The sequence below is a fragment of the Paenibacillus sp. 01T424 genome (assembly GCF_056398745.1).
Genome location: NZ_JBFTPZ010000036.1, coordinates 46,287 through 68,463, shown reverse-complemented (window position 1 = coordinate 68,463; position 22,177 = coordinate 46,287). Strand labels below are relative to the sequence as shown.

The window sequence follows — 22,177 nt, the reverse complement described above, 5'->3', positions numbered from 1 at the left end:
TCATTATAAAATTGGTTCTTAAAAAAGGTCGCCATCGGCAACCTTTTTTTTGTATCTATGTTCTTACTCTAATGATGGGAATGATTCAATCGGATTCGTGAAATCATATGGGCAGAAGGAGAGGGCATAGTGGATAAGAAAGCGATCGTTTCAGCGATAACAAAATCAAAAGGCAGGAAAAGCCTTTACCATTTTACACGAGTAAGGAACTTGCCTGCGATCGTACATCATAATGCACTTTGGTCGAGCAAACATCTTTATCCATTCCATATCGGCGAGCGGCGATCAGAGGTCAAAGAAGTTAAATATTTCGAACATACGGTTGTCATTAATGCGCATCTAAGGATTGTTGAGAGTATGATGGATGCGAATTGTACACATGAACAATTTCGGGCTTATCTTGATCAACATGTGTTCTTTTGGCCCACATTAAAGGATTGTCGCAAAATGTTGGATACATACAAACGAAGAGAACCGGATGAAGCATTTGTTATTTTACAGTTCGAAGCATTTCCATTATTGATGGATCATTATTCGGCCGTTAAATTGTCCAAATACGATTCGGGGAGTTCACCAAGGTTTCCAAAGAGCTGCAAGTATAAGAAAAGTTTAGAGATGTTTCTTTCTTTAGATGATTTCCAGAAAAAACGGAATAACACGGTTCCTGTGAAAGCTTCTGAAATACATGAGCTGCTGTTCAAAGGCCAAGTTATTACTCTTAATCAATATGTACAGGTCATTTATGCTGATCATGATAATGGATTACCTGAGAACTGGAGAAAACTTGTGAAGCCGTTGGAAAGTTTCTCTTAGAGTTTATGATACTTCAATTACATATGAGGTCATTTCTTTGATTTTTGCTTGTTTGGAGGCGCTACTAAACACATACATAGTACAAAAAGCATAACTTTTGTCGTTCTCAAGTTTTATGACTCCATTCATTGCTGCCGTGTTTCCGTGTGTGACGATATTTGTAATTTGTAATTCGATGGTCTTGCTTATGTTCATTTGAGTGAGTGCTTCGAGAAATTCATTTTTTCCGTGTATAGCGGGAAATGAACCGACAATGTTCCATTGCACATCATCTGTAATTTGATCCGCAATAAAAGGCATATCCTTTTGAGCAAAAGCAATATTAAATGATTTAAGAATCGATTTTCTAGGCGCGTTTCCGCAATCTACTGGACACAGTATTTTTAATTCCTGATTTTGAGGAGCCATATGAGACATTATTTTATTCCTTTCTTATTCCATACTGTGATGATTGCAGATTGTAAGCTTTTATGCTAAATCTAACAATACAAATTATTTTTCTAGAGCGGGGGCTGCATATGTTGATCGTAAGTTTTCTTATAATCGCTTGGATATTAAGTTGGTTTAAGTTTAATCATTTATTCGTAAAGGCATTTAAAGAGCTATTTAATAAGGAAATTACTACAGCAAGTTATTATTTCATATTTTTTGCTATTGGTGCTATTGGCGATTTGATTTTATTTGTTAATGGAACCTATAATTCCGTTGTGATGTCATCTTGAAAAAAGCTGATCAGCTATAATATAGCACATTATGAAGAATTGATTTACAAACCAGATAGGATAAAATTAACCATTTACATTATTTGGACATTCACAATAATTATTATTGACCGACGGTCAGTCGATGAAATGGAGGCATAAGTCTGATTTGAATGCCAAGGAGCTTAATAAAAAGGTTGGCGATTCGCTGGTTTTTTTGAATAATTGGAAAGAAATAAACGTGACGGTTAGCGGTATTTATCAGGATATAACAAATGGAGGCCGAACAGCAAAAGCAAGGTTTCCTTATGATCCTAAGATGGTGTTGTGGTATGTCGTAGCACTGGATGTGAAACCTGATATTTCGGTCGGCGAGAAGATGGATCAGTACACGAATACATTTTATCCTGCTAAAGTGACTCATCTGGAAACTTATTTATCCCAGACTTTAGGAAATACGATCAAGCAGCTAAAGATAGTCATCCTATTGGCTGTTACGATTTCTATATCGATTTTGATACTAATAACCTCTTTGTTTATGAAAATGCTGTTTGCCAAGGATTCTATTCAAATTGCTATTATGAAAAGCATTGGTTTTACGATAAGAGATATTCGAATTCAGTATTTGGTAAGAATATTGCTGATCGCTGGTTTTGGAATTATCGTTGGAGTTAAAGCAGCTAGCGTAATCGGACAAAATTTAGTGTAATTACTAGGGTCTATGATGGGGGCATCAAAAATTCAGCTTGAAAGCAATCCTCTGTCTACTTATCTACTTCTGCCGATCGTATTAATGATGATTATCGCCATGACCACATTAGTGAGTACTCTTTTCATGAATAAGTTTAGCATTTCTGAACAGATAGCCAAATGAGAGGGGATGATCAGTTGTTCATTTTGGAAGCGAAGGGATTAAGTAAAGATTATTTGAAAGGACATGGAACTCAGCAATCGGTTTTAAAAGACATTCATTTGCAAATTCGGTAGGGTGAATTCGAAGCCATTATAGTGCCATCCGGCTCTGGAAAATCTAAATTTCTCTATACCATCAGCGGCATGGACAAAATGACTGGAGGAAGTGTTGCCTTTAATGGGCAGGAAATCACTGGTCTTTCTGAAAATGAGTTAGCAAGTTTGCGTCTAAATCAAACGGGATTTATTTTTCAGCAGATGCATCTTATGAAAAACTTGAGTATCCAGGATAACATCATCCTGTCTGCTTATCGGGCAAAAAAAAGCAGTCGAAGCACGATCAATAAGAGAGCAGCTGAGCTAATGAAGAGAACAGGAATAGGAGAGTTAGCTGATCGTGATATTACGCAGGTTTCAGATGGCCAGCTACAAAGAGCAGCTATTTGCAGGGCTCTTATTAATCAGCCTGATATTCTTTTTGGCGACGTAACAATTGGCGCTCTGAACTCCAAAGCTGCGGGTGAAAATCACTCCTAAGGACACTAACGCTCAGTTGGTGTTTTTTTGTTTTGTATTATTCCTTTTCGTTAGCTTGATCAAATGATGATCTAGCCAATTCAACAAGAGAATAATTTGTTCTTGTCCACTGCTTCAAGGCACTCAGTGGCTCGAGCAAAGACTCGCCCAACTTGGTGAGCGAATACTCAACGATTGGTGGAACAGACGGAGTCATATCTCGCTGAACCAAGCCGTCACGTTCCAATTGCCGCAAGGTTTGTGTTAGCATTTTTTTGGAAATTCCATCAATCCGTCTGCTAATATCTCCGTATCGAATAATACCGTCTTCCAATGCATAAATGACCAATGCTGACCATTTGTTTGCAATGATTTCAAGTACTTTACTGTAAGAGCATTCAGATATCGAAATGTCGGGTTGAACGGTTTTAAGTGAGGATGATGTTTTCATTTAAGGCCCTCCTTATGCACTTTTTGGTTCATTGGAAACCTTAAAGTGCCTTCTTACTTTATTTTAGTTTGTATATTATTGTATGTCTATATTATCCATAAAGGAGAGAATATTATGAAAGTATACGAAATTAACGGTGAATTTGGAATTGATCGATTGAAGGCATCTGACCGTCCAATACCAGTGCCCCGTTCAAATGAAGTTCTTATCAAAATGCACGCGGTTTCTTTAAACGCTAGAGATTTGGGCGTTATCGATGGGTTTTATAACCCCAATTTAAATACGCCATTAATTCCAGTATCTGATGGTGTAGGTGAAATTGTATCCCTCGGAGAAAACTCAAACAAATTTAAAATTGGGGATAGAGTAAGTGGGATTTTCACTCAAAGCTGGATTACGGGTGAGCCGACACAACAAAACTGGGTAAGTACACTAGGCAGTCCGTTGAATGGACTGCTCGCTGAATTTGTTGTGCTGCCAGAAGAAGGGTTAGTTCATGTACCTGATCGATTGACGGATATAGAAGCGGCAACCCTGCCTTGTGCAGGCGTGACAGCATGGCATGCACTCATTGAGGAAGGCAAGATTAAAGCGGGTGATACCGTTGTCGTACAGGGGACAGGTGGCGTCTCCTTGTTCGCACTTCAATTCGCAAAACTGTATGGAGCAACTGTTATTGTAACATCAAGCAGTGAAGAGAAGCTTAATAGAGCGAAGGAAATTGGGGCGGATATTGGCATTAACTATAAGCAAACACCCGAATGGGATAAGGCTGTACTTTCACTGACGGAGGGACGTGGAGCAGACCATATCGTTGATCTTGGCGGATCAGCTACGTTAAATAGATCGATCTCAGCACTCCGTGTAGGTGGACATATCAGCATGATCGGCGGTCTATCGGGGTTTCGTGTAGAAGGATTTGACATTATCCCTGCAATTGTTAGAAAAGCGCGTCTGCAAGCGATCAACGTAGGCAGCCGGGACATGTTTGAAGCGATGAATTTTGCTATTGAACATAGCGAGCTACATCCCATAGTTGATTCAGTGTATCCATTTGAACGTGCTGTAGATGCGCTTCAGTACTTGACGAAGGGGTCATATTTTGGGAAAGTTGTTATTTCATTTAAACATTAATGCCATTATTTTTAAGTAAACATGATTCTTTTTCTACAATCTCATAACTAATATTTCCCCGTTCGATGAGGAGAAAAACACAAAAAGCCCATTCAATGGGCTTTTTGTGTTCATGCTATTTAAGAAAATATTCACTGTCTGAATAGATGGAAGGCATTAAGCATTCTGATTAGTAGCCACAGCCGCCGCCAAAGATGCCGCAACTACAAGCTATAATGACCAACAAAATGAACAGAACCAGGATAATACCAACACTGTGATTAGCACCACCAACAAATCCACCCATCAAACATTCACCTCCAATGTTTAAAGTACACTGTAGTTTATGTGCGTATGGTACGGTATGATTGGACGTTTGTTCTGTAAGGATATTAGCCCAATAAGCTGTTTGTAAGAAAAAGAGAAAGCCCATGGCATGGACTTTCTCTTTTTTACTATGAGATGTTATAGGTTAAATGAGCATACATTGTGGCAGGTGCTGTTATGGTTTTATTCATTCGACGTAAGACAGAACAGGGTTTGTTATCTAGACAGTTTTTGTTCTAAGCGCGGTCACGGCAGTGAGTAGCGATAATAACCAACAAAATGAACAGAACTAGAATAAAACCGATATTTCCCATCAAACATTCACCCCCTGTGTTTTGACTACACTATAAATTATGTATTGCTAGAGCGAAGTGATTGGATGGTTGTACTGGTATGATAATAGCCTTATAGAATACAAACATAGCAGCTCATATTATTTTCGGTGTTTTAGATAAAAAATCGTTTAAGCGAGCAAAGACATCGACATCACAAAGTCTTATATTAATAGTGAAAACATTTACAGAGGAGTGATTTCGATGGAAAATACAAAAGTCATGTTCGTGAGCCCCTTACAAGTTGAGACGGTTAAAGAGAATTACACTCTAAAAAAATTGAATGAAAATGAAATATTTGTGCAATTGATATATTCCCTCATTAGCCCAGGAACTGAACTAGCAATGTTAACGGGTAAAGAGGAATGGGCTAAGCTTCCGCTATGTCCGGGATATGCAAGCGTAAGCAAAGTAATGGAGACAGGTGAGGGCGTTAAAGATTTGCAGCCAGGCGATATCGTGTTTCATTATGGACAGCATAGCAAATATCAAGTTGTTAACACGAATGAGCTATGTATTCAAGTTCCTGAAAATCTGGATTTAAAATGGGTGCCATTTACCCGTATGGCTACGGTCGCCTTCACATCGGTACGTGTTTCTGAAATTGAAATTGGTGACTTTGTAAGTGTGACTGGGCTTGGATTAGTCGGTAATTTGGCTGCTCAGCTAGCTCGGCTTCAGGGAGCTACGGTTATTGGGGTCGATTTATCAAAAGAAAGAATTCGGACTGCCGAGGCATGCAGCGTGGATTACACGATTGATGGTGGAGTAGAAGATACAAAGCAACAGATATCAATGTTAACCAAGGGTGCTGGTGTATCCACACATATTGAGGCAACTGGCGTACCTGCTGTCGGAGTTGACAGTCTGAAGTGGATTGCTAAGCTTGGCGAAATCATTTTCTTGGGAAGTCCTCGCGGAGAGTACAACACAGATGTTACTGATATATTAAACTATTGTCATCTTTATGGCCGAGGCTGTATTACGTTTAAGGGCGCGCATGAGTGGCGTTATCCGGTTGAACCTAATGAATTTGTTAAACACTCATTAGTTAGAAATTCAGAAATTGTATTTGAGCTTATGAAACAAAATAGGCTGCAGATCGAACCATTAATTAGTCATGTGATTAAGCCGGAGCAAGCACAAGAAGCGTACGAGGGACTAAGAGTCAATAAAGATCAGTATAATGGTGTATTGTTTGACTGGTCTTAATCGGATAACAGCTGAATGATCTATTCTAGCGGATTAACAGATTTAATTATGAGTATTTTTGATATGCATCATTTATAATGGGAGGAGGATGGATAGAAGCGTTTCGATAGCAGGGGTGAAAGAAATGGATGAGTCTTGGATGAACAGCATATCGCCTTTCGTAAGGGCGGTGAGAATGATGACGACTTCATCCTTAGCCGGTGAATGGATGGATCATGATCATGTGTTTACCTATATCGAACAAGGTGAAGCTGAGTTTTTCTTGAGTGGTGTTAAATATGTTGCTCAAGAAGGCGATGTGTTGTTGATGCATCCTTTTATGCCTCACATTATTCGATCGATCTCTGATCAACCATTAATTCAATATATTTTTCATTTTGATCTATATTATGATGAGGAAAGAAGTTTATTGGATTTCACAACAGCTTCCAAAATTCATAATACTTATACTGCAGATAAGGAAATGCAGTTAACATCCATTATTCCCATTTCACACATACAGTTGGCAGACAGAATAGAGCTGAAAAAGAAGTTTTTGCAGCTTCACAAACATTTTCAGGAGAAAAGAGCTGGACATTTTATATTAACTAAATCAATCTGCTTGGAGCTGTTATATTTATTTTTTAAAAATCAAACGGATCGCAATGAAGGGAAATTGACTAAAGGCTGGGCATTCATTGAAAGAGCAATCCATTACATCCATGACAGCTATCAAGATCCTGATTTAAATAATGTTTCTATTAGTAAATATGTCGGGGTGTCTACGAATCATTTATCTCATTTGTTTAAGCAGCAGCTTGGGATATCCATTCATAAATATGTAACGCATATTAGAATTGAGCATGCAAAATTACTGATCATGGAAGGGAAGTATACCGTGACAGAAATTTCTGAAAATGTTGGTTACTCCAGCATCTATTTATTTAGTCGTTCATTTAAAGCCGCTGTAGGCATAACGCCCAGTGGCTTTGCGGGTGCACAAACTAAAGTCATACAATTGTGAGAAATGCCGCCAGTGATCTGGCGGCATTTCTGTTTTGTGTGGTATTCCATTGTTATGGGGAGCCAATTCGTTGTTATTTTTTAATTTTAAGTCCTAAAGCTTGCATAAGTTTATGAAATACATCTGTATTTTCGTAGATTCCTGTAAACAGCTCAGCATTTGGACCCATAGCTGTAATCGGAATATCTACGGCAGTATGACCTGATGTTGTCCAATCCACAACAAAATTAAATTTGCTGTTAGCGACGGCGAAAGGACCATCTTCTTTGGAAATTCCGTCGCCGGACTCATCATCGGCATTCACTTCTTCGATGGAGAAACCGCCAGTTTCATGATCGGCTAATACGAGGACAAGTGTATTCGGGTTTTTCTTGGCAAAATCTTTGGCGACTTGAACGGATTTATCCAATTCTTGACCGGCTTTGATCGTCATTTTGGCATTGTTTTGGTGAGCAAACTCATCCGTTCCTTCTTCCTCAACCATTAGGAAAAAGCCTTTATTATTTGTAGCGAGCGTATCTATCGCTTTTTTTGTCATCTCTGCTAGAGATACAACGGGGTTATAAATATCGCCTTCGCCTTCAGGTTTTTGTTGGAACATTTCTTCATTAGCGAACAGACCAAGCAGCTTGCCTTTTTTCACTTTTTGCATTTCTGTTTTGCTTGAAACGTAACTGTACCCTAATTGTTTTGCTTTATTTACGAGATTTCCTTGTGTTCCTTTGCTTTTTTCAGAAGGATCTTCGATCGGCTCATCTGGGAATTTACCAGGCTCTCCAGCTGGATACCAGAAATCTTCGCCTCCACCGAGAATGACGTCAACTTTGCTTTGTGTCAATAGCTGCAAAGCGATCTCACTTTGTTTAGAGCGATCATCAACATGTGCGCCGAAAGCAGCTCCCGTAGCGTCTGTTACTTGACTTGTAGTTACAATTCCAGTTGATTTTCCAGATTCCTTGGCGTATTCCATGATCGTTTTTACTTTTACTTTATTGGCATCCATTCCAATTGCACCATTGTACGTTTTCACACCGCTGGCATATGCCGTAGCTGATGCAGCTGAATCGGTTACAGGAACAGTAGAGCTCGTGTGCAGCAAACCTACGTAAGGCATTGAATCCATAGCGAGGTTGCCTTTTAAACCGACGGTAGCAAGGCGGATAGCATCACGTTGAGCCGTTCCCATCCCATCGCCAATAAACAAAATGACATTTTTCGTTTTTGTAGTAGCTGCTTCAACTTGATTAGGCGATTGTGTACTGATAATGCTCGTAATCAGAAGGGCAGTAGCTGCTGTACCTACAATCGCGGCCTTAATTCCGTTCTTTTTAACAAGTTTCATAAATTCCCTCCTAAAGTAAGTTTACTATTTTATAGTAGAGTAATTACATTAAGAGAGTGTTTTCTTCATTTCTTGTTATTGTAAAAGATGGTTTCTCAACCTCCGTACATTCAGATAACATTACCTTTAATCATGGTCCATTCTACTTGGAAATGTTCATTCATCAAAACAAGATCGGCATCTAATCCTGTTTTGATTGTACCTGTCCTATGATCCATACCTAATATTCGTGCAGGAGTCGTTGAGGCCATTTGAATAGCGTCGAGCATGGAAATACCGGTTTCGGTCGTGAAGCGGAGTGCTTCATTCATTGTAACTACACTAGAGGCTAATGTTCCATCCGCTAGCTGTGCAACGCCATTGGTTACTGTTACTTGATGGCCGCCAAAGAGATAGCTGCCATCTCCTAAACCCATAGCTTGTAATGCATCTGTGATCAGTACCATGTTTTCGGGTCCTTTAATGCGATGCATCAAACGAACAATAGCAGGATGAAGGTGGACACCATCGACAATGGCTTGAATACTCACATGATCTGCTTCAAAAGCAGCAGCGACGAGCCCGGGATCTCGATGATGAATCGGCCGCATGCCATTAAAGCAATGTGTAACATGGCTAGCTCCAGCATCAAATGCTAACTTAGCTTCCTCATACGTTGCATCAGAATGTGCGACAGCAATGATAACTTCCATTTCTTTCAAATAAGAGAGGAGTTCCATTCCACCGGGTAATTCTGGGGCTATCGTTACCATTTTAATAAGTCCATCTGCTTCTTCAAAAATTCGCTTCATCTCACCAAGATGCGGATGACGTAAATACTTTTCATTTTGCATCCCTTTACGTTTCGGATTCAGATAAGGTCCCTCTAAATGAAGTCCAGCAATTTTGGCGCCGACCTCAAGCCCAACGACACGTTTTACACTACGAATCATAGCTAATAATTCATCCATTGTAGAGCTTACTGATGTAGCAAGAAACGAGGTACAGCCCGTTGCAGCACATGCACGAGAAACCTCTTGAATACTCGCTTCGCTTCCATCCATCATATCGAACCCGTTAGCTCCATGTATATGGACATCGATCATACCGGGGATTAACCATTGCCCGTTCCCATCTATAAGCTCATATTCCTCCTCTGGAAGAGGCGAAAGGGGAGTATGATTATTTTCTATTTTTTCGATGATTCCATTTCTAATCCAGACGGTACTAGCTGGCAAAATAACATCAGGCTGAACGATTTGAACGTTATGCACGATTTTATAAGTCATCTTTATTTTCCTCCTCGAGTTTGTTGTTCATCTCAGAGCAAATAACTGTTATATTTTTCTGATCAAGTATTTCTTCTATTTCGCTAGGCACTTCTTGATCGGTAATTAAAATATCAATATAGTCAAAATCTAATCGATAAACCGACTTGTTTTTAAACTTCGTAAAATCAGCTACAGCGATAACCTGGTCTGATCTGCGTGCCATCTCTTTTTTGATATGAGCATCCTCTTCAAACGGGTAGTAGAGCCCATCTGATTGAATCGCCGCGGCGCCAATAAACACCTTATCAGCTCTCATTTCACGAAGCTTTTCAATAACGGAGGGACCATACAGCAAGCGGTTCTTTACATGTAAATAACCACCGAGTACATAAACCTGCAGATCATCTCGATCAGAGAGAATTCTTACGATGTCTATAGACTGAGTAATAGCTGTAATATTTTTCGCGGAGATTTGTTCGGCCACTGCCTGCACCGTTGTAGAAACGTCTAATATGACCGTCTCATGATCATGAATGAGCTTTGCTGCTACCAAACCAATATTGATTTTGCTATCTGTCTCATCAATTAGCCGTTCCTGATAGGAAGCAAGCTCCTTCTGTAATTGAGGAGAGGCTACTCCACCATGTGTTCGATTGACTACACCTTCTTGCACTAATTTAACGATATCTCTTCGAGCTGTATCCCTTGATACACCGAGATGGGTGCAAATATCCATGACACTCATCGTTTGATGTTCTTTTAAATATTCGAGTATTTTCAATAATCTCTGCTCTTGATAGATGATGAACACCTCCTTGTAAGTAAGTTTATCGTACTTTTTAAGTAAATGGAAGTATTATTTAAGTAATTAGAAGTAAGTTATAAGTAATTTGAAGTGAATTATTGGACGAGCGGATTGGAATAAGGAGAATCAGTCCATATGTCAATTACGAGATTGACTTAGCAATCGATGTGATTTATTATTAGTTAGAAATCTAACGATTATGCGGAGGCTGATGGAAATCGAACATACTCTACAGTATCAAGTGCGCGCAATTGGCCACAAACTAAAAAATTATGCGGACAAAAAGCTTGAAGCTCATGGAATAACGTTCGAGCAAGCCAAACTCATTGAATATGTATTTCACAATGAAGAGAAAGGCGTGTCTCAGAAAGATTTGGAACGTGCATTTCAACGTAAAGGATCTTCCATTAGCAGTATCGTTCATAATTTAGAGAAAAACGGGTTTATTGAAAGGAAGACGGATGCTAAGGATGAACGCAAAAAAATAATGCGCATGCAAGCAAAAGGAAAAGATGTTGTTTTGGATTTTGAACAGTTTTTCAGTGAAACGGAGAACCTCATGATGAAAGGATTGAGCAGCGAAGATCAAGTGAAGCTATTTGCATTTTTGGATACAATCAATAAAAATCTTGATCAGGAAAATAAGCTGTTATAATACGTAACAGCAGTTATTTTCAGAATATAGTTAGATATCTAACAGTATTGCTCGAAATGATTTTTGTTTAAACATGCTTGGAATTTGAAAGAAGGATTGTTATTTTTCGATATTTAGTTAGATATCTAACTAAATTCACGGTTGTTGGCTCTTCAAAAAAACAGAAAGAAGTGATTTTCATGGAACAAGCCGTCATTGAATCGAATGAAAGTATTTATTATTTTGAAAAAGCCTCAATTCCCAAAGCCATTGCTCATTTTAGCATACCCATGATGTTAGGGATGTCTGCAAGTGTTATTTATTCTATAATTAATGCGTACTTTATAGGTTTCCTTCATAACTCAGAAATGTTAACGGCGATCACACTCACCTTGCCCATATTTGCTATTCTGATGGCATTTGGGAATCTAATTGGCGTCGGCGGGGGAACCTATATATCGCGGCTCTTAGGGGAAAAAGAATATCAAAAAGTGAAACAAGTTTCTTCTTTTTCATTTTATAGTTCGATTCTTTTAGGAGTTGTCATTTGTTTGGTTAGCATTCCGTTCATAAGTTCAATCGTTTACGGGTTAGGAGCGAGCTCCATATCGTTTCTCCATACGAAAGACTATGTGACCATAATGCTTATTGGAGCTCCGGCTGTTATCGCGAATTTTGCGCTGGAACAGACAGTTAGATCTGAAGGAGCAGCCAAAGTATCGATGTATGGCATGATATTAAGTGTGATTTTGAATATTGTTTTGGATGCTCTATTTATTTTTGTATTCGACTGGGGGATGAAAGGAATTGCTGCCGCTACTATGCTCGCAAACCTTGCATCTGTAGTTTGTTATGGCCAATATATTCATCGTAAAAGCCCATTTCTAACGCTTTCCTTGAAGGCTTGTCGAGTAACAGTAACTATGTTTCGAAATATTTTAAGTGTTGGTGTTCCTGTTTTTTTACTCAGCGTTTTTATGGGAACGACAGCTTTGTTTTTTAATCATTTTCTCGCCATTTATGGAGATACATCTGTTGCGGCCTTTGGAATATCTTCTCGGCTTATGCAATTTCCTGAATTTATTATTATGGGCTTATGTGAAGGCGTGATTCCTTTGATAGCCTATTGTTTTACAGCAAATAAGAAACGAATGAAAGAAGTCATCCAGTTTACTGCTGCTGCTGTCATTTCGATTGCTGTCTTATGCGGTACTATTGTATTCTTCATCTCGAATCATCTAATAGGTTTGTTCACGATCGATCAAGAGCTGATTGCAACAGGGAGTTATATTTTGAAAATAGTTTTTCTATCCTTGTTTATGACAGGTTTTACGCTTTTAATTACTGGTATTTTTCAAGCTACAGCACAAGGAAAGGCAGCTCTTGTTATGGCGGTTGCTCAGGGAGTTATTTTTATTCCAACTCTGTTTGTGATGAATCATTATATGCAGTTCCATGGTGTCATTTGGTCCATTGTCATCGCTGATTTTATGGCTTTGGGTATCGCTAGTGTACTGCTCTTTGTACTTCGTAATAAGCTGACGATAGCGCCGGAAATCGGCTCATTTGAGGGCTGAAACGTAAACGTTAGGAACAAAAACGGAAATTATGAGCATTTAGCACATTGTCAAATCTAATACGTAAGCCAAGTATTGTCTGAGGTCATTTTTGTGGAGACAAGAACCTATTTTTAAAGAATGTATATAATGGGGTATACGTCCACAAGGAGTGAAATAAATGAGTAATAAAGAACAGATAGATGAGGCTAAAATAACACTTTTTGGAAGATTATTTACGTTAGGCGGATCCGTTTTTTTCTTTATTGGTTCACTGATTGCAGTAATTATTGGATACCAAGCCTATGTAGATTTACTTAATCCTCAATAATGTATATATAAAAATCTAAGGAATATATAGTTTCTTTTCATGGCAGCAAAAACAGAGCGAAAAAGCAGAGAACGTAAGCCTAGGTTCCCAATATCTTAAACTAGCTCATGTCTTATGACATGGGTTTTTCATTTTTACTGATATCTTCCAAAAATTTCATGATTATTTTCTATTTTTTATGATATTATACAGGGGACAAGATCGTTCGAAAAAATGAAGGAAAAATAGCAAAAAGGAGAGGGAATTGATATCTAGATATGATAAATCAATTATTAATTCATCTAATTATCATATGTTTTCCGATCTTTATCCAACAATTTTTTTATTCTCGAAATAAATTAATTAATAGAATTTCTTATCAAGTTCTAAATGGATTTGTGTTTGGAGCATCCTCTATCCTTTGTATGGCTTATCCTATTTATGTGATGGGCAACTTTCATGGCGATTTAAGAAGCATTCCTTTAATTGTTCTGATCATTTATGGTTATGAGTACGTTGTACCTGGCATTATTGCCCTTGCTGCTGCCATCTTATACTGCTTGTGTATGGGAGGAGATGATGTCTTCCTTTCTACAGCAACATTGTTGCTAAGTGTAGGGCCGTGTTTCTTTTTTTTAAAGTCGTTGCGTAAAAAACAAGCTACCAGACGTATGCTGATTTGTATGACCTTATCGATTTATTCCGTTATTGTGTTCATTTTATCTTTTTTTGTCTATCTCGAGATTAACTCCTACACAAACGAGATTCATTCAGACTGTATTTTTATCATTTCGATTTTAGCTGCAGCATCATTTATTGGAATGGGTGTCTCTATATTACTGAAAGAGCATTTTATCGAAACGGCATATTTGAAAAATGAGCTGGAGCGTAGTGAAAAGTTGAAGATCGTAAGTCAAATTGCAGCTTCCGTAGCTCACGAGGTGCGAAATCCTCTGACGGTAGTGAAAGGATTTTTAYAGCTGTTGAAAGAATCTGTAGATGACAAAAAAAAGGATTACTTGAATATTGCTTTATCTGAATTGGATAGAGCAGAGTATATTATTTCTGATTATTTGAATCTTGCTAAACCGCAAGCAGATCAGTTGGAAGTAATCGAGATTTCCGAATTTCTGGTACATACATTGGAAATTATGAATTCTTATGGGTTAATTCAAAATGTGCAAATCCACTTAAACTGTAATCAAACGGATCTTTATATAAGGGCAGACAAACCGAAACTGACTCAAGTGATATTAAATCTAATTAAAAATGGGGTAGAAGCGATCCCAGATAAAGGTGAAGTGACTGTCAATGCCTATTATTACAAAGAAGAAATTTGTATAGAAATTATTGATACTGGAAAGGGCATATCCAGAGAGGAATTGGAGCAATTAGGTACCGTTTTTTTTACGACAAAGGAAACGGGGACAGGCTTAGGCATTTTGGTAACCTTTCGGATTGTCGAAGCATTAAAGGGTAAAATTGCTTTTCAAAGCGAGCTCGGAATGGGGACGAAGGTATTGCTGAAATTCCCTGCCGTAGAGCAATTGAAATAAGTCTATAAATGAAGAATAGCCCCATTCTCCATAGGAGAATGGGGCTATTCATGTTATTTATTGCGAAGCAGCATCGTCCACAAATCAGAGCTTTCATACCCGAGGCGCCAAGCTGCAACGCCAGCCAAATCGTATGTTTTGGCTATATCGATGCGAGCTTTGACCGTGTTTTCGGTTTCAGCCCAGAATAAATAGGTGAAGCCGTCTTTGGTATACTTATATTTCATCTGTCCAGATTCCGGGTCCATCTCACCTTGAGCGTTCGTATCTGCAATAAGCTTAGGTATTTCCTTCATAAAGATGGCACGGTTGCTGACTAGCTTATTCGTGCTGTCGAGCTTCCATTCACGTACGTAAAAAGGAATGCCTAGCATAAGCTTGTTACGCGGAATGCCATAGCTCAAAAATTGCTTAACGCCTTCTTCTACCCAGTTGAGGCCAGCAACAGAACCAGGTACCTCGCTTCCTTTCCAATGCTCATCATAAGCCATAATGATAATCGTATCGACGACTGCCGATAGAGCGGTATGGTCGTAAGCGGTTCTATCATTCCAGCTTAAGCTGCCGCGTGGCAAATCGATAGATATTTGCATACCTTTGTCATGCACGGCTTTAGCAAGTGCTGTAACAAAGGCGGTATAGGCAGCCCGATCCGTTCCAGCGACCTCTTCGAAATCAAGATTGATGCCTGCAACACCGAGCTGAGTAAGCTTCGCTACAAGCGTCTTAATGAATGCTTGCTGGGCGGTATTGTTCTTTAAAAATTCCGTCGTCATTTTTTTGTTAAATTGATTGTGAACGAGCGGCATTACCTTAATTCCTTGTTCTTTGAAAGTGTCTACGACTACTTGATCTGAAGTGTCGATCATTGAGCCATCCGCAGCGGAGAGCTCAAACCAAGTAGGGGAGTCAATCGACAATCCTTGCGTATTAGCGACATGGCTGATAATCGTTGCGCTTGTAGCGCTGCCATTCCATCCCATATAAACTAGGCTTTTGGTATTGCTGAAAATTTTACGACCTTCGCTCGTTTGAACAGTGCTGTTCGCAAAAGCCTTCGCATACGCAATTGCACCGGTCTTTGTATTAAAGGCTTTTAATTTCTTGTCGCCTTGATAAACGGCTAAATAAGGAATACCGGACCAATATACTTTCTCATTAAAGGTAACCTCTGCATTTGGTGTTTTTTTCGCAAGCTGTACAGCCCCATCTAAGCTAATAGAAGAGCCGACCACGGCACCATTTTGTTTTACTAAATAAGCGGGTACATTCGAATGAACGTTCTTACTCGTTGCTGTATTTAATACCTGACTGCCAGATATGGAATATGAGGCATTCATAGCATCGAGAAGGTAGGAGTAAAGCGGTAACTCTTCTACAGGTGCCCCATCCACAGTAATTTGATAGACAGGTGCAGCAGCGCGCTGCGCTTTAGTTTGTGCAGCTGTTTGGTTTCCCCAAACCCATTTGTTCGTTGTTAAATCGATTACATGGGCATTTCCCCATTTTTTGGCTTCCTGCTTAGCGGCAGCAAGTGTAAGGAAGGACCAATTGTCACGAGTGTTATCGCCTTGATAAAGCTTGAACTTGGTGTAGGATTGATAACTCCAGCCAATGTTTTCAAGATCACGGATATGTACGTTAGTTAGGTTTTTAGCAACAGATAATGCTTGATTGTAAGTGCTAAACTCCCATTTCGGGAGAGTTTGACCGTTCTGATAAACCTTGTAACGAGGGAAGTTATCCCATACCCAAGCACGGTCAGCAATTTTCTCGACATGACTGTAACCGAATTTCCCGGCATAGGAAATCGCTTGACCCTCCGTAGTGAACTCACGGAGCATTTGGTCATTTTGATAAACACGGAATTTTGTCATTTGATTTGCTGCAGCATCTGCAATGCCTGCCGTTGCTGTCATGATTGTTTGGCAAAAGAAAAGTAAAAGCAGTGCTGTACTCATTTTTTTTCTCATAGATTTGTCATATACACTCCTCTCTAGTCTAATGATTAGACGCAGGGAGGACGAGGATGTTGCTGGAAATCTATTAATATTTCTCTAGTAATTATTGGTAGAGCATTTTTTGGCACAAAAAAAAGCATCCGCTAGCTGCATATCCGTAAGATAATGCGAGCTATTGGATGCTTTTTTTAAGTTAATCGGAAATGTCTGCCCAAAATTCTTCATCCGCATCGAGCGTAATGTTGGAGCGGAAAACGCGCCGATTATATTGTGTGAACATATATTGCTCGATAGCCTCGAGGATATTCGCTTCAATGATGTACTGGCTGCGGCCCTTTACCCAAACCTCGGCCGTATACCCATACTCTTCTTCCCATGAGAGCTGCACTTCCACATCGGTAGGGTTAACTCCCCGTCGTTCAGACATATGAAGGCAGATAGCGTTTATAATCTCATCTGTATAGATGCGCACGATTAGTAGGGTCTCCGTTGATCTGGCGGGTTACGCTTGCTGCGCAGATATACGAATGCTACACGTATTAGCATGATGATGGCGAAGATAGCCATTAAATTAATCATTAGACCAAGAATATTACCGAATGCGCCCATGCCCGCGAACAAACCGCCGAACATCAAGCCTGCTAATCCGCCAATCATTAGGCCTTTCATCAACCCGCCGCCGCTAAAAAATCCAGGTTTTGTAGCGCCAGTAGTTGCTCCAGCTTTCTTGCCTGGATTCGATTGATTAACGTTATCCGATTTCTTAGGGTTTTGCGTAACGCTTTGTTTCGGAGATTTCATTCCGCCTCGTGGTTTTGCATCGGCATACTGTCCGAAACCTAGTGTGATGAATAGTGTGAGTGCCAGCATGACCATGAATCCCTTTTTCATCTGTGTTTTCTCCTCCTGATATCTTTAATACATTCTTTACAAACATAGATAATATACGGCTATTAGACATGATGGTTTCATTTATTTCTATAGGATTGGTTTAAATGTATGAAAGTATAAGCGACATATGCTAATATTTTTATTATTAATGAAACGATGAATTCGATTGGAACAAGTAATATGGAGGTTTTTATGATTTCTTTTCCGAAAGCGTATATTGCTTATTTAGTGGAGTTCCATGCATCCAGAGATTATTTCGAATGTCACGAGCTTCTGGAGGAGTACTGGAAAGAGAATCCCGGTGATCGATTTGCGGATACTTGGGTTGGACTTATTCAGCTGGCTGTTGGCCTCTATCACGAGCGCAGAGGCAATGTTCGCGGCGCAGTCAAAATGCTAACGCAAGCAGATCGCAGACTGTCTGCAGCCCCGCTTGATGAGCTTGGTTTAGGTAAGAACAGCTTGCAGATGCAATTAAGTGCGAGATTGGCTTATTTGCAGGCAGAGGACGAAACTCCCTATACAGATATTAATTTGCAAATTGTAAACGAAGACGTCGTTTTATTGTGCAAGCAGATGTGTGATCAAAGAGGATTGATTTGGGGAGCTACGAGCCCATTAGATGATGATGCAATCATACACAGGCATTCAAAGAGAGACAGATCCGATGTGATAGCAGCAAGACTTGCAGCTTATGAAGCAAAAAAACGGGAACGTAGCGGTATGATTGAATAACCGCTGTGTTCCCGTTTTATTTGTTTACAATTGAGGCGTTGCAGCGTCTACAAGCTCTAGTTCACCAGTTTCGGAATCAATAATCAATCCATGTACTAAAATATTAGCAGGCAGCAGGGGGTGATTGCGGATGATGCTTACACTGTTTAGAACACTGTCTCTGACGTTGTCGAAGCCAGTCAGCCAGCGCATCAGATTAAGACCTGAATGCTTCAAGGTTGTAATCGTCTCATTGGAGACGCCTCGCTCTTCCATATGCTGAATGATGAGTTCAGGGTTGAGACCAGTCATCCCGCAATTGCTATGGCCAACGACAAATACTTCGTCAGCTTGCAGCTCATATAAGGCGACAAGGACACTACGCATAATATTGCCAAAAGGCTGGGTTACGATAGCACCAGCGTTTTTAATGATTTTGGCATCGCCATTTTTGAGATTCATAGCTTTGGGCAGCATTTCTGTCAGCCTTGTATCCATACAAGTAACGATGACCATTCTTTTGTTTGGATATTTGCTCGTGGAATATTTCTCGTATTTCCGGTTCTCAACAAATTCTTTATTGTAATTTAAAATTTCATCAATCTTGTTCATGCTGCTCCTCCGCTTAGAAAACGAAGGTTTACCGTATAGATTTGGCTGTCGCTCTTGAGACTAAAGCTGCTTCGTTCCTCATTGTAATCAACACGCAGCTGGGGTTCATAATATATTTCATGGCGAGGTTCATAATAGAAGGGCAAAGGATCGCCTTGTGCGAGTTTGTCGTCCACCGTGGGCTCACTAATCAACTGAAGGGCAGGAACGCCGCTAACGACACAACCGCATCCTTCTGTATCATGAAGCAGTTTTAATTGGTTTTTCCCCTCTTTTAAATAAGGAGTTAACCGATCAGTAGCTGCTTTGGAAAAAATGATATGCATATGGTTTCCTCTCTTTCTATCTCTTGCACTGGATGTCTTGCAGGTTTAAGATGATTATAAGGATTGGAATAAGTAAGATCAAGTAAAGATCCCATGAATCATAATCAATGTAAAAACGAAGCAGGAAGGTGGAACAATGATGTCTACAAAACATACGGAAGCTCTGCAAAATTTCAGAGAAACCATTCGCAAAATTTCGAGCTATGAGGAAGCACTCGGAGTTCTATATTGGGATTTGCGCACAGGCGCTCCGCGCAAAGGAATGGATAATCGCTCAGAGGTCATTGGCGTGTTATCCGGTGACCATTTTAAGCTGGCAACATCACCTGAACTAGGAGAAAATCTGTCCACACTGGAGGATCGTTCTGTATACTCAGAGCTCAGTGAAATCGATCAGCGTTTAGTTGCGGAAACTCGCAAGGAGTACGATCGCAGCATCAAAATACCACCGAAGCTCTATCAAGAATATGTGGTGTTATCCTCGCAATCCGAAAGCAAATGGGAAGAAGCGAAGGAAAATAATGATTATACAAGCTTCCAGCCCTATTTGGAGAAGGTCATTTCCTATACAAATCAATTTATTGACCTTTGGGGACCGAAAGAGACTCGTTATGATACGCTTCTTGATCAATATGAACCGGGCATGACCGTTGCTGAACTTGACCGAGTGTTTGGCGGTTTACGCGAGCAGCTCGTACCGCTAGCATCAGCGATCGCAAACTCGCCGCATCAGCCAGATACTTCATTTCTGAAGCAAAACTATGATAAATCGTCTCAAAAAGCGTTTAGTCTATACATATTGGAGCAAATGGGTTACAACTTTGAAGCAGGCAGGCTCGATGAGAGCGCTCATCCATTCGCTACAGGACTTAATCCCGGCGATGTTCGAATTACGACAAGATATTTGGAGGACGATGTAACAAGCGCATTGTTCGGAACAATTCATGAAGGCGGTCATGCGCTTTATGAGCAAAATATTATGGAAGAGCTTATCGGCACAACGCTTTGCACCGGAACTTCCATGGGGATTCACGAATCGCAATCCCGCTTCTGGGAAAATGTCATTGGACGGAGTAGACCTTTCTGGAATCGTTATTTCGGCGAGCTACAACAACGTTTTCCTGGTCAGCTTGATGTGAGCGTTGATCAATTTTATCGCGGGAATAATGTTGTGCAGCCATCGCTAGTTAGAATAGAAGCAGATGAACTGACTTATAATCTGCATATCATTATCCGCTATGAGATCGAGAAGCTTATATTTAATGGCGGCGCGAAAGCTGCAGATCTTCCAGCTATCTGGAATGAAAAATACAAAGAGTATTTAGGCGTGACTCCGCAAAATGATGCAGAAGGCGTTCTCCAAGATGTTCACTGGTCTGGTGGAGCTTTTGGTTATTTCCCTTCCTATTCACTTGGCAATATGTATGCGGCGCAAATCGCAGATACGATGGAGCGTGATCTGCAAGGTTTCTGGGGCAGTGTAGAAAAAGGGAATTTACTGCCGATTAAGCAATGGCTTAGCGAGCGCATTTACAAATACGGCAAGCTGAGAACGCCTTCTGAGCTTATCCAAAGCGTTACTGGCAAACCGCTTGATCCACAGCATTTGGTTGCTTATTTAACGAAAAAATATACAGACATCTACAAGCTGTAGTAAGCAGCTAAATTTACTAACAAGATGAGAAGGCTGTCCAATCGTCCAATGACGATAATGGGCAGCCTTCTTTTTGTGCATGTATTCACCGCCCTTCGCTAAAGCGCATAGGCTGAAGTACATTTATTAAACGCATAGTTGCAGAAGGGACTCAAAAATGAAAAAACGAATGGTATTGACGATGCTGCTCGCCGCAGTGCTAGTCATGACAAGTGTACTGGCTGGATGCGGGAAAGGCGATTCAGGCAATGTGAAGATTCGTATCGGCGAAGTAACGCGCTCATTATTTTATGCACCAGAATACGTAGCTGTCGCGAAAGGCTTCTTTAAAGAGGAAGGGCTCGATGTGGAATTAACGACTACACCGGGCGGTGACAAAACAATGACGGCATTGCTCTCGAATGCGATCGACGTTGCATTGGTGGGATCGGAAACTTCCATTTATGTGTATCAGCAGGGGACGGATGATCCGATCATTAACTTTGCCCAATTGACTCAAACCGATGGTACTTTCCTTGTAGCTAGAGAGGCTAATGCAAACTTCGATTGGAACAATTTAAAAGGAAAAGTATTCCTTGGCCAAAGAAAAGGTGGAATGCCGCAGATGGCCGGCGAGTTTGCGTTAAAGAAGCTTGGCATCGATCCGAAAGCGGATTTGGAGCTGATTCAAAACGTTGATTTTGCAAACATACCTGCAGCCTTCGCATCGGGTACTGGCGATTATGTCCAACTATTTGAACCGACAGCTTCGATTTTTGAGAAGGAAGGCAAGGGTCATGTGGTAGCATCATTTGGTGAGGAAAGCGGACACCTTCCTTACACGGTGTTTATGGCTAAGAAAAGCTACATCAACAAAAACAAAAAAGCTGTTCAATCGTTCACGAACGCTGTTCATAAAGCGCAGCTCTGGGTTAAGGACAACAATGCAGAAGCAATTGCCGATGTTGTGCTGCCATATTTTGAAAATGTGGATCGCGATATTCTTATCAGCTCCATTGACCGTTACAAAAAACAAGGCTCGTTCGCGACAGATCCAATCATTGATGAAGGGGAATGGAACAACCTTCTTGACGTTATTACGAGCGCAGGAGAACTTCAGAAGCGTACCGAGCATAGTGAAATTGTAGATACTAGCTTTGCCGAAAAAGCAATTGAAGCAGTAAAATAACTGCCGGCATGAAATGGA

Annotated in this window: 22 protein-coding genes and 1 pseudogene; 13 read left to right on the top strand and 10 right to left on the bottom strand. The window is 40.2% G+C overall.

What is annotated here, in order from left to right; genetic code table 11:
• The first annotated feature begins 129 nt into the window (after positions 1-129).
• The gene (locus tag AC1DPK_RS24375) at positions 130-813 is read left to right on the top strand and encodes a DUF7002 family protein (RefSeq protein WP_477511898.1); all 684 of its coding nucleotides are present in this window, start codon (positions 130-132) and stop codon (positions 811-813) included.
• 3 nt (positions 814-816) lie between these two features.
• On the opposite strand, the gene AC1DPK_RS24370 is transcribed toward AC1DPK_RS24375, so the two are convergent.
• A complete protein-coding gene (locus AC1DPK_RS24370) occupies positions 817-1,230 on the bottom strand; it encodes a nuclear transport factor 2 family protein (RefSeq protein WP_477511897.1) in 414 nt (137 codons plus the stop codon).
• 429 nt (positions 1,231-1,659) lie between these two features.
• Here AC1DPK_RS24370 and AC1DPK_RS24365 point away from each other — a divergent pair, with 429 nt between their 5' ends.
• Both AC1DPK_RS24365 and AC1DPK_RS24360 read left to right on the top strand, forming a co-directional pair.
• Positions 1,660-2,223 carry an ABC transporter permease family protein gene (locus AC1DPK_RS24365; protein WP_477511896.1) on the top strand — a complete coding sequence of 188 codons (564 nt, stop codon included), beginning with the start codon at positions 1,660-1,662 and terminating at the stop codon, positions 2,221-2,223.
• A 290-nt stretch (positions 2,224-2,513) separates the two neighbouring features.
• Positions 2,514-2,963 (top strand): annotated as a pseudogene (locus AC1DPK_RS24360) (ATP-binding cassette domain-containing protein); the annotation flags it as partial.
• A 37-nt stretch (positions 2,964-3,000) separates the two neighbouring features.
• On the opposite strand, the gene AC1DPK_RS24355 reads toward AC1DPK_RS24360, so the two are convergent.
• On the bottom strand, positions 3,001-3,393 hold the full coding sequence (locus tag AC1DPK_RS24355; RefSeq protein WP_477511895.1) for a winged helix-turn-helix transcriptional regulator: 393 nt from the start codon (positions 3,391-3,393) through the stop codon (positions 3,001-3,003).
• A 114-nt stretch (positions 3,394-3,507) separates the two neighbouring features.
• Here AC1DPK_RS24355 and AC1DPK_RS24350 point away from each other — a divergent pair, with 114 nt between their 5' ends.
• From AC1DPK_RS24350 to AC1DPK_RS24340, 3 genes are all read left to right on the top strand, one after another.
• Positions 3,508-4,527, top strand: coding sequence for a zinc-dependent alcohol dehydrogenase family protein (locus AC1DPK_RS24350; protein WP_477511894.1), 1,020 nt, complete (start codon positions 3,508-3,510; stop codon positions 4,525-4,527).
• Between the two features lie 842 nt (positions 4,528-5,369).
• Positions 5,370-6,377 carry a zinc-dependent alcohol dehydrogenase gene (locus AC1DPK_RS24345; RefSeq protein WP_477511893.1) on the top strand — a complete coding sequence of 336 codons (1,008 nt, stop codon included), beginning with the start codon at positions 5,370-5,372 and terminating at the stop codon, positions 6,375-6,377.
• An 88-nt stretch (positions 6,378-6,465) separates the two neighbouring features.
• A complete protein-coding gene (locus AC1DPK_RS24340) occupies positions 6,466-7,380 on the top strand; it encodes a helix-turn-helix transcriptional regulator (RefSeq protein ID WP_477511892.1) in 915 nt (304 codons plus the stop codon).
• 73 nt (positions 7,381-7,453) lie between these two features.
• On the opposite strand, the gene AC1DPK_RS24335 is transcribed toward AC1DPK_RS24340, so the two are convergent.
• The 3 genes from AC1DPK_RS24335 to AC1DPK_RS24325 form a co-directional block, all read right to left on the bottom strand.
• Positions 7,454-8,722 carry an alkaline phosphatase gene (locus AC1DPK_RS24335; protein WP_441875519.1) on the bottom strand — a complete coding sequence of 423 codons (1,269 nt, stop codon included), beginning with the start codon at positions 8,720-8,722 and terminating at the stop codon, positions 7,454-7,456.
• Positions 8,723-8,832: 110 nt separating this feature from the next.
• Positions 8,833-9,990, bottom strand: a complete 1,158-nt coding sequence (gene nagA / locus AC1DPK_RS24330; RefSeq protein ID WP_477511891.1) for an N-acetylglucosamine-6-phosphate deacetylase — start codon at positions 9,988-9,990, stop codon at positions 8,833-8,835.
• Entirely contained in the window at positions 9,980-10,753 is a 774-nt protein-coding gene (locus AC1DPK_RS24325; RefSeq protein WP_477511890.1) for a DeoR/GlpR family DNA-binding transcription regulator, read from the bottom strand. The genes nagA and AC1DPK_RS24325 overlap by 11 nt, the downstream gene beginning before the upstream one ends.
• Positions 10,754-10,988: 235 nt before the next feature.
• Here AC1DPK_RS24325 and AC1DPK_RS24320 point away from each other — a divergent pair, with 235 nt between their 5' ends.
• The 4 genes from AC1DPK_RS24320 (at position 10,989) to AC1DPK_RS24305 (ending at position 14,833) form a co-directional block, all read left to right on the top strand.
• On the top strand, positions 10,989-11,432 hold the full coding sequence (locus tag AC1DPK_RS24320; protein ID WP_477511889.1) for a MarR family winged helix-turn-helix transcriptional regulator: 444 nt from the start codon (positions 10,989-10,991) through the stop codon (positions 11,430-11,432).
• Between the two features lie 179 nt (positions 11,433-11,611).
• A complete protein-coding gene (locus AC1DPK_RS24315; protein WP_477511888.1) occupies positions 11,612-12,988 on the top strand; it encodes an MATE family efflux transporter in 1,377 nt (458 codons plus the stop codon).
• 160 nt (positions 12,989-13,148) lie between these two features.
• A complete protein-coding gene (locus tag AC1DPK_RS24310; protein WP_477511887.1) occupies positions 13,149-13,298 on the top strand; it encodes a hypothetical protein in 150 nt (49 codons plus the stop codon).
• Positions 13,299-13,555: 257 nt separating this feature from the next.
• Positions 13,556-14,833, top strand: a complete 1,278-nt coding sequence (locus AC1DPK_RS24305) for an ATP-binding protein (protein WP_477511886.1) — start codon at positions 13,556-13,558, stop codon at positions 14,831-14,833.
• Between the two features lie 53 nt (positions 14,834-14,886).
• On the opposite strand, the gene AC1DPK_RS24300 is transcribed toward AC1DPK_RS24305, so the two are convergent.
• The 3 genes from AC1DPK_RS24300 to AC1DPK_RS24290 all read right to left on the bottom strand — a co-directional run bounded on the left by AC1DPK_RS24300 (position 14,887) and on the right by AC1DPK_RS24290 (position 17,685).
• Positions 14,887-16,794, bottom strand: a complete 1,908-nt coding sequence (locus tag AC1DPK_RS24300; RefSeq protein WP_477511885.1) for a glycosyl hydrolase family 18 protein — start codon at positions 16,792-16,794, stop codon at positions 14,887-14,889.
• Between the two features lie 193 nt (positions 16,795-16,987).
• The gene (locus tag AC1DPK_RS24295; RefSeq protein ID WP_076265783.1) at positions 16,988-17,266 is read right to left on the bottom strand and encodes a YxcD family protein; all 279 of its coding nucleotides are present in this window, start codon (positions 17,264-17,266) and stop codon (positions 16,988-16,990) included.
• 2 nt (positions 17,267-17,268) lie between these two features.
• Positions 17,269-17,685, bottom strand: coding sequence for a hypothetical protein (locus AC1DPK_RS24290; protein WP_076265784.1), 417 nt, complete (start codon positions 17,683-17,685; stop codon positions 17,269-17,271).
• 192 nt (positions 17,686-17,877) lie between these two features.
• On the opposite strand from AC1DPK_RS24290, the gene AC1DPK_RS24285 reads away from it, so the two are divergent.
• Positions 17,878-18,420, top strand: coding sequence for a DUF309 domain-containing protein (locus AC1DPK_RS24285; RefSeq protein ID WP_477511884.1), 543 nt, complete (start codon positions 17,878-17,880; stop codon positions 18,418-18,420).
• A gap of 24 nt (positions 18,421-18,444) precedes the next feature.
• Here AC1DPK_RS24285 and AC1DPK_RS24280 read toward each other — a convergent pair whose 3' ends face one another.
• A complete protein-coding gene (locus tag AC1DPK_RS24280) occupies positions 18,445-19,011 on the bottom strand; it encodes a beta-class carbonic anhydrase (RefSeq protein ID WP_441882522.1) in 567 nt (188 codons plus the stop codon).
• Complete coding sequence (locus AC1DPK_RS24275; protein WP_076265787.1) at positions 19,008-19,337, bottom strand: iron-sulfur cluster biosynthesis family protein; 330 nt, start codon at positions 19,335-19,337, stop codon at positions 19,008-19,010. Before AC1DPK_RS24275 ends, AC1DPK_RS24280 begins: the two co-directional genes overlap by 4 nt.
• Before the next feature lie 139 nt (positions 19,338-19,476).
• On the opposite strand from AC1DPK_RS24275, the gene AC1DPK_RS24270 reads away from it, so the two are divergent.
• Together AC1DPK_RS24270 and AC1DPK_RS24265 are read left to right on the top strand one after the other, a co-directional pair.
• Positions 19,477-20,991 (top strand): carboxypeptidase M32, encoded by a 1,515-nt coding sequence (locus AC1DPK_RS24270; RefSeq protein WP_477511906.1) that lies wholly within the window; start codon positions 19,477-19,479, stop codon positions 20,989-20,991.
• Positions 20,992-21,148: 157 nt separating this feature from the next.
• Positions 21,149-22,159 (top strand): ABC transporter substrate-binding protein, encoded by a 1,011-nt coding sequence (locus AC1DPK_RS24265; RefSeq protein WP_477511883.1) that lies wholly within the window; start codon positions 21,149-21,151, stop codon positions 22,157-22,159.
• The last annotated feature ends 18 nt before the right edge of the window (positions 22,160-22,177 follow it).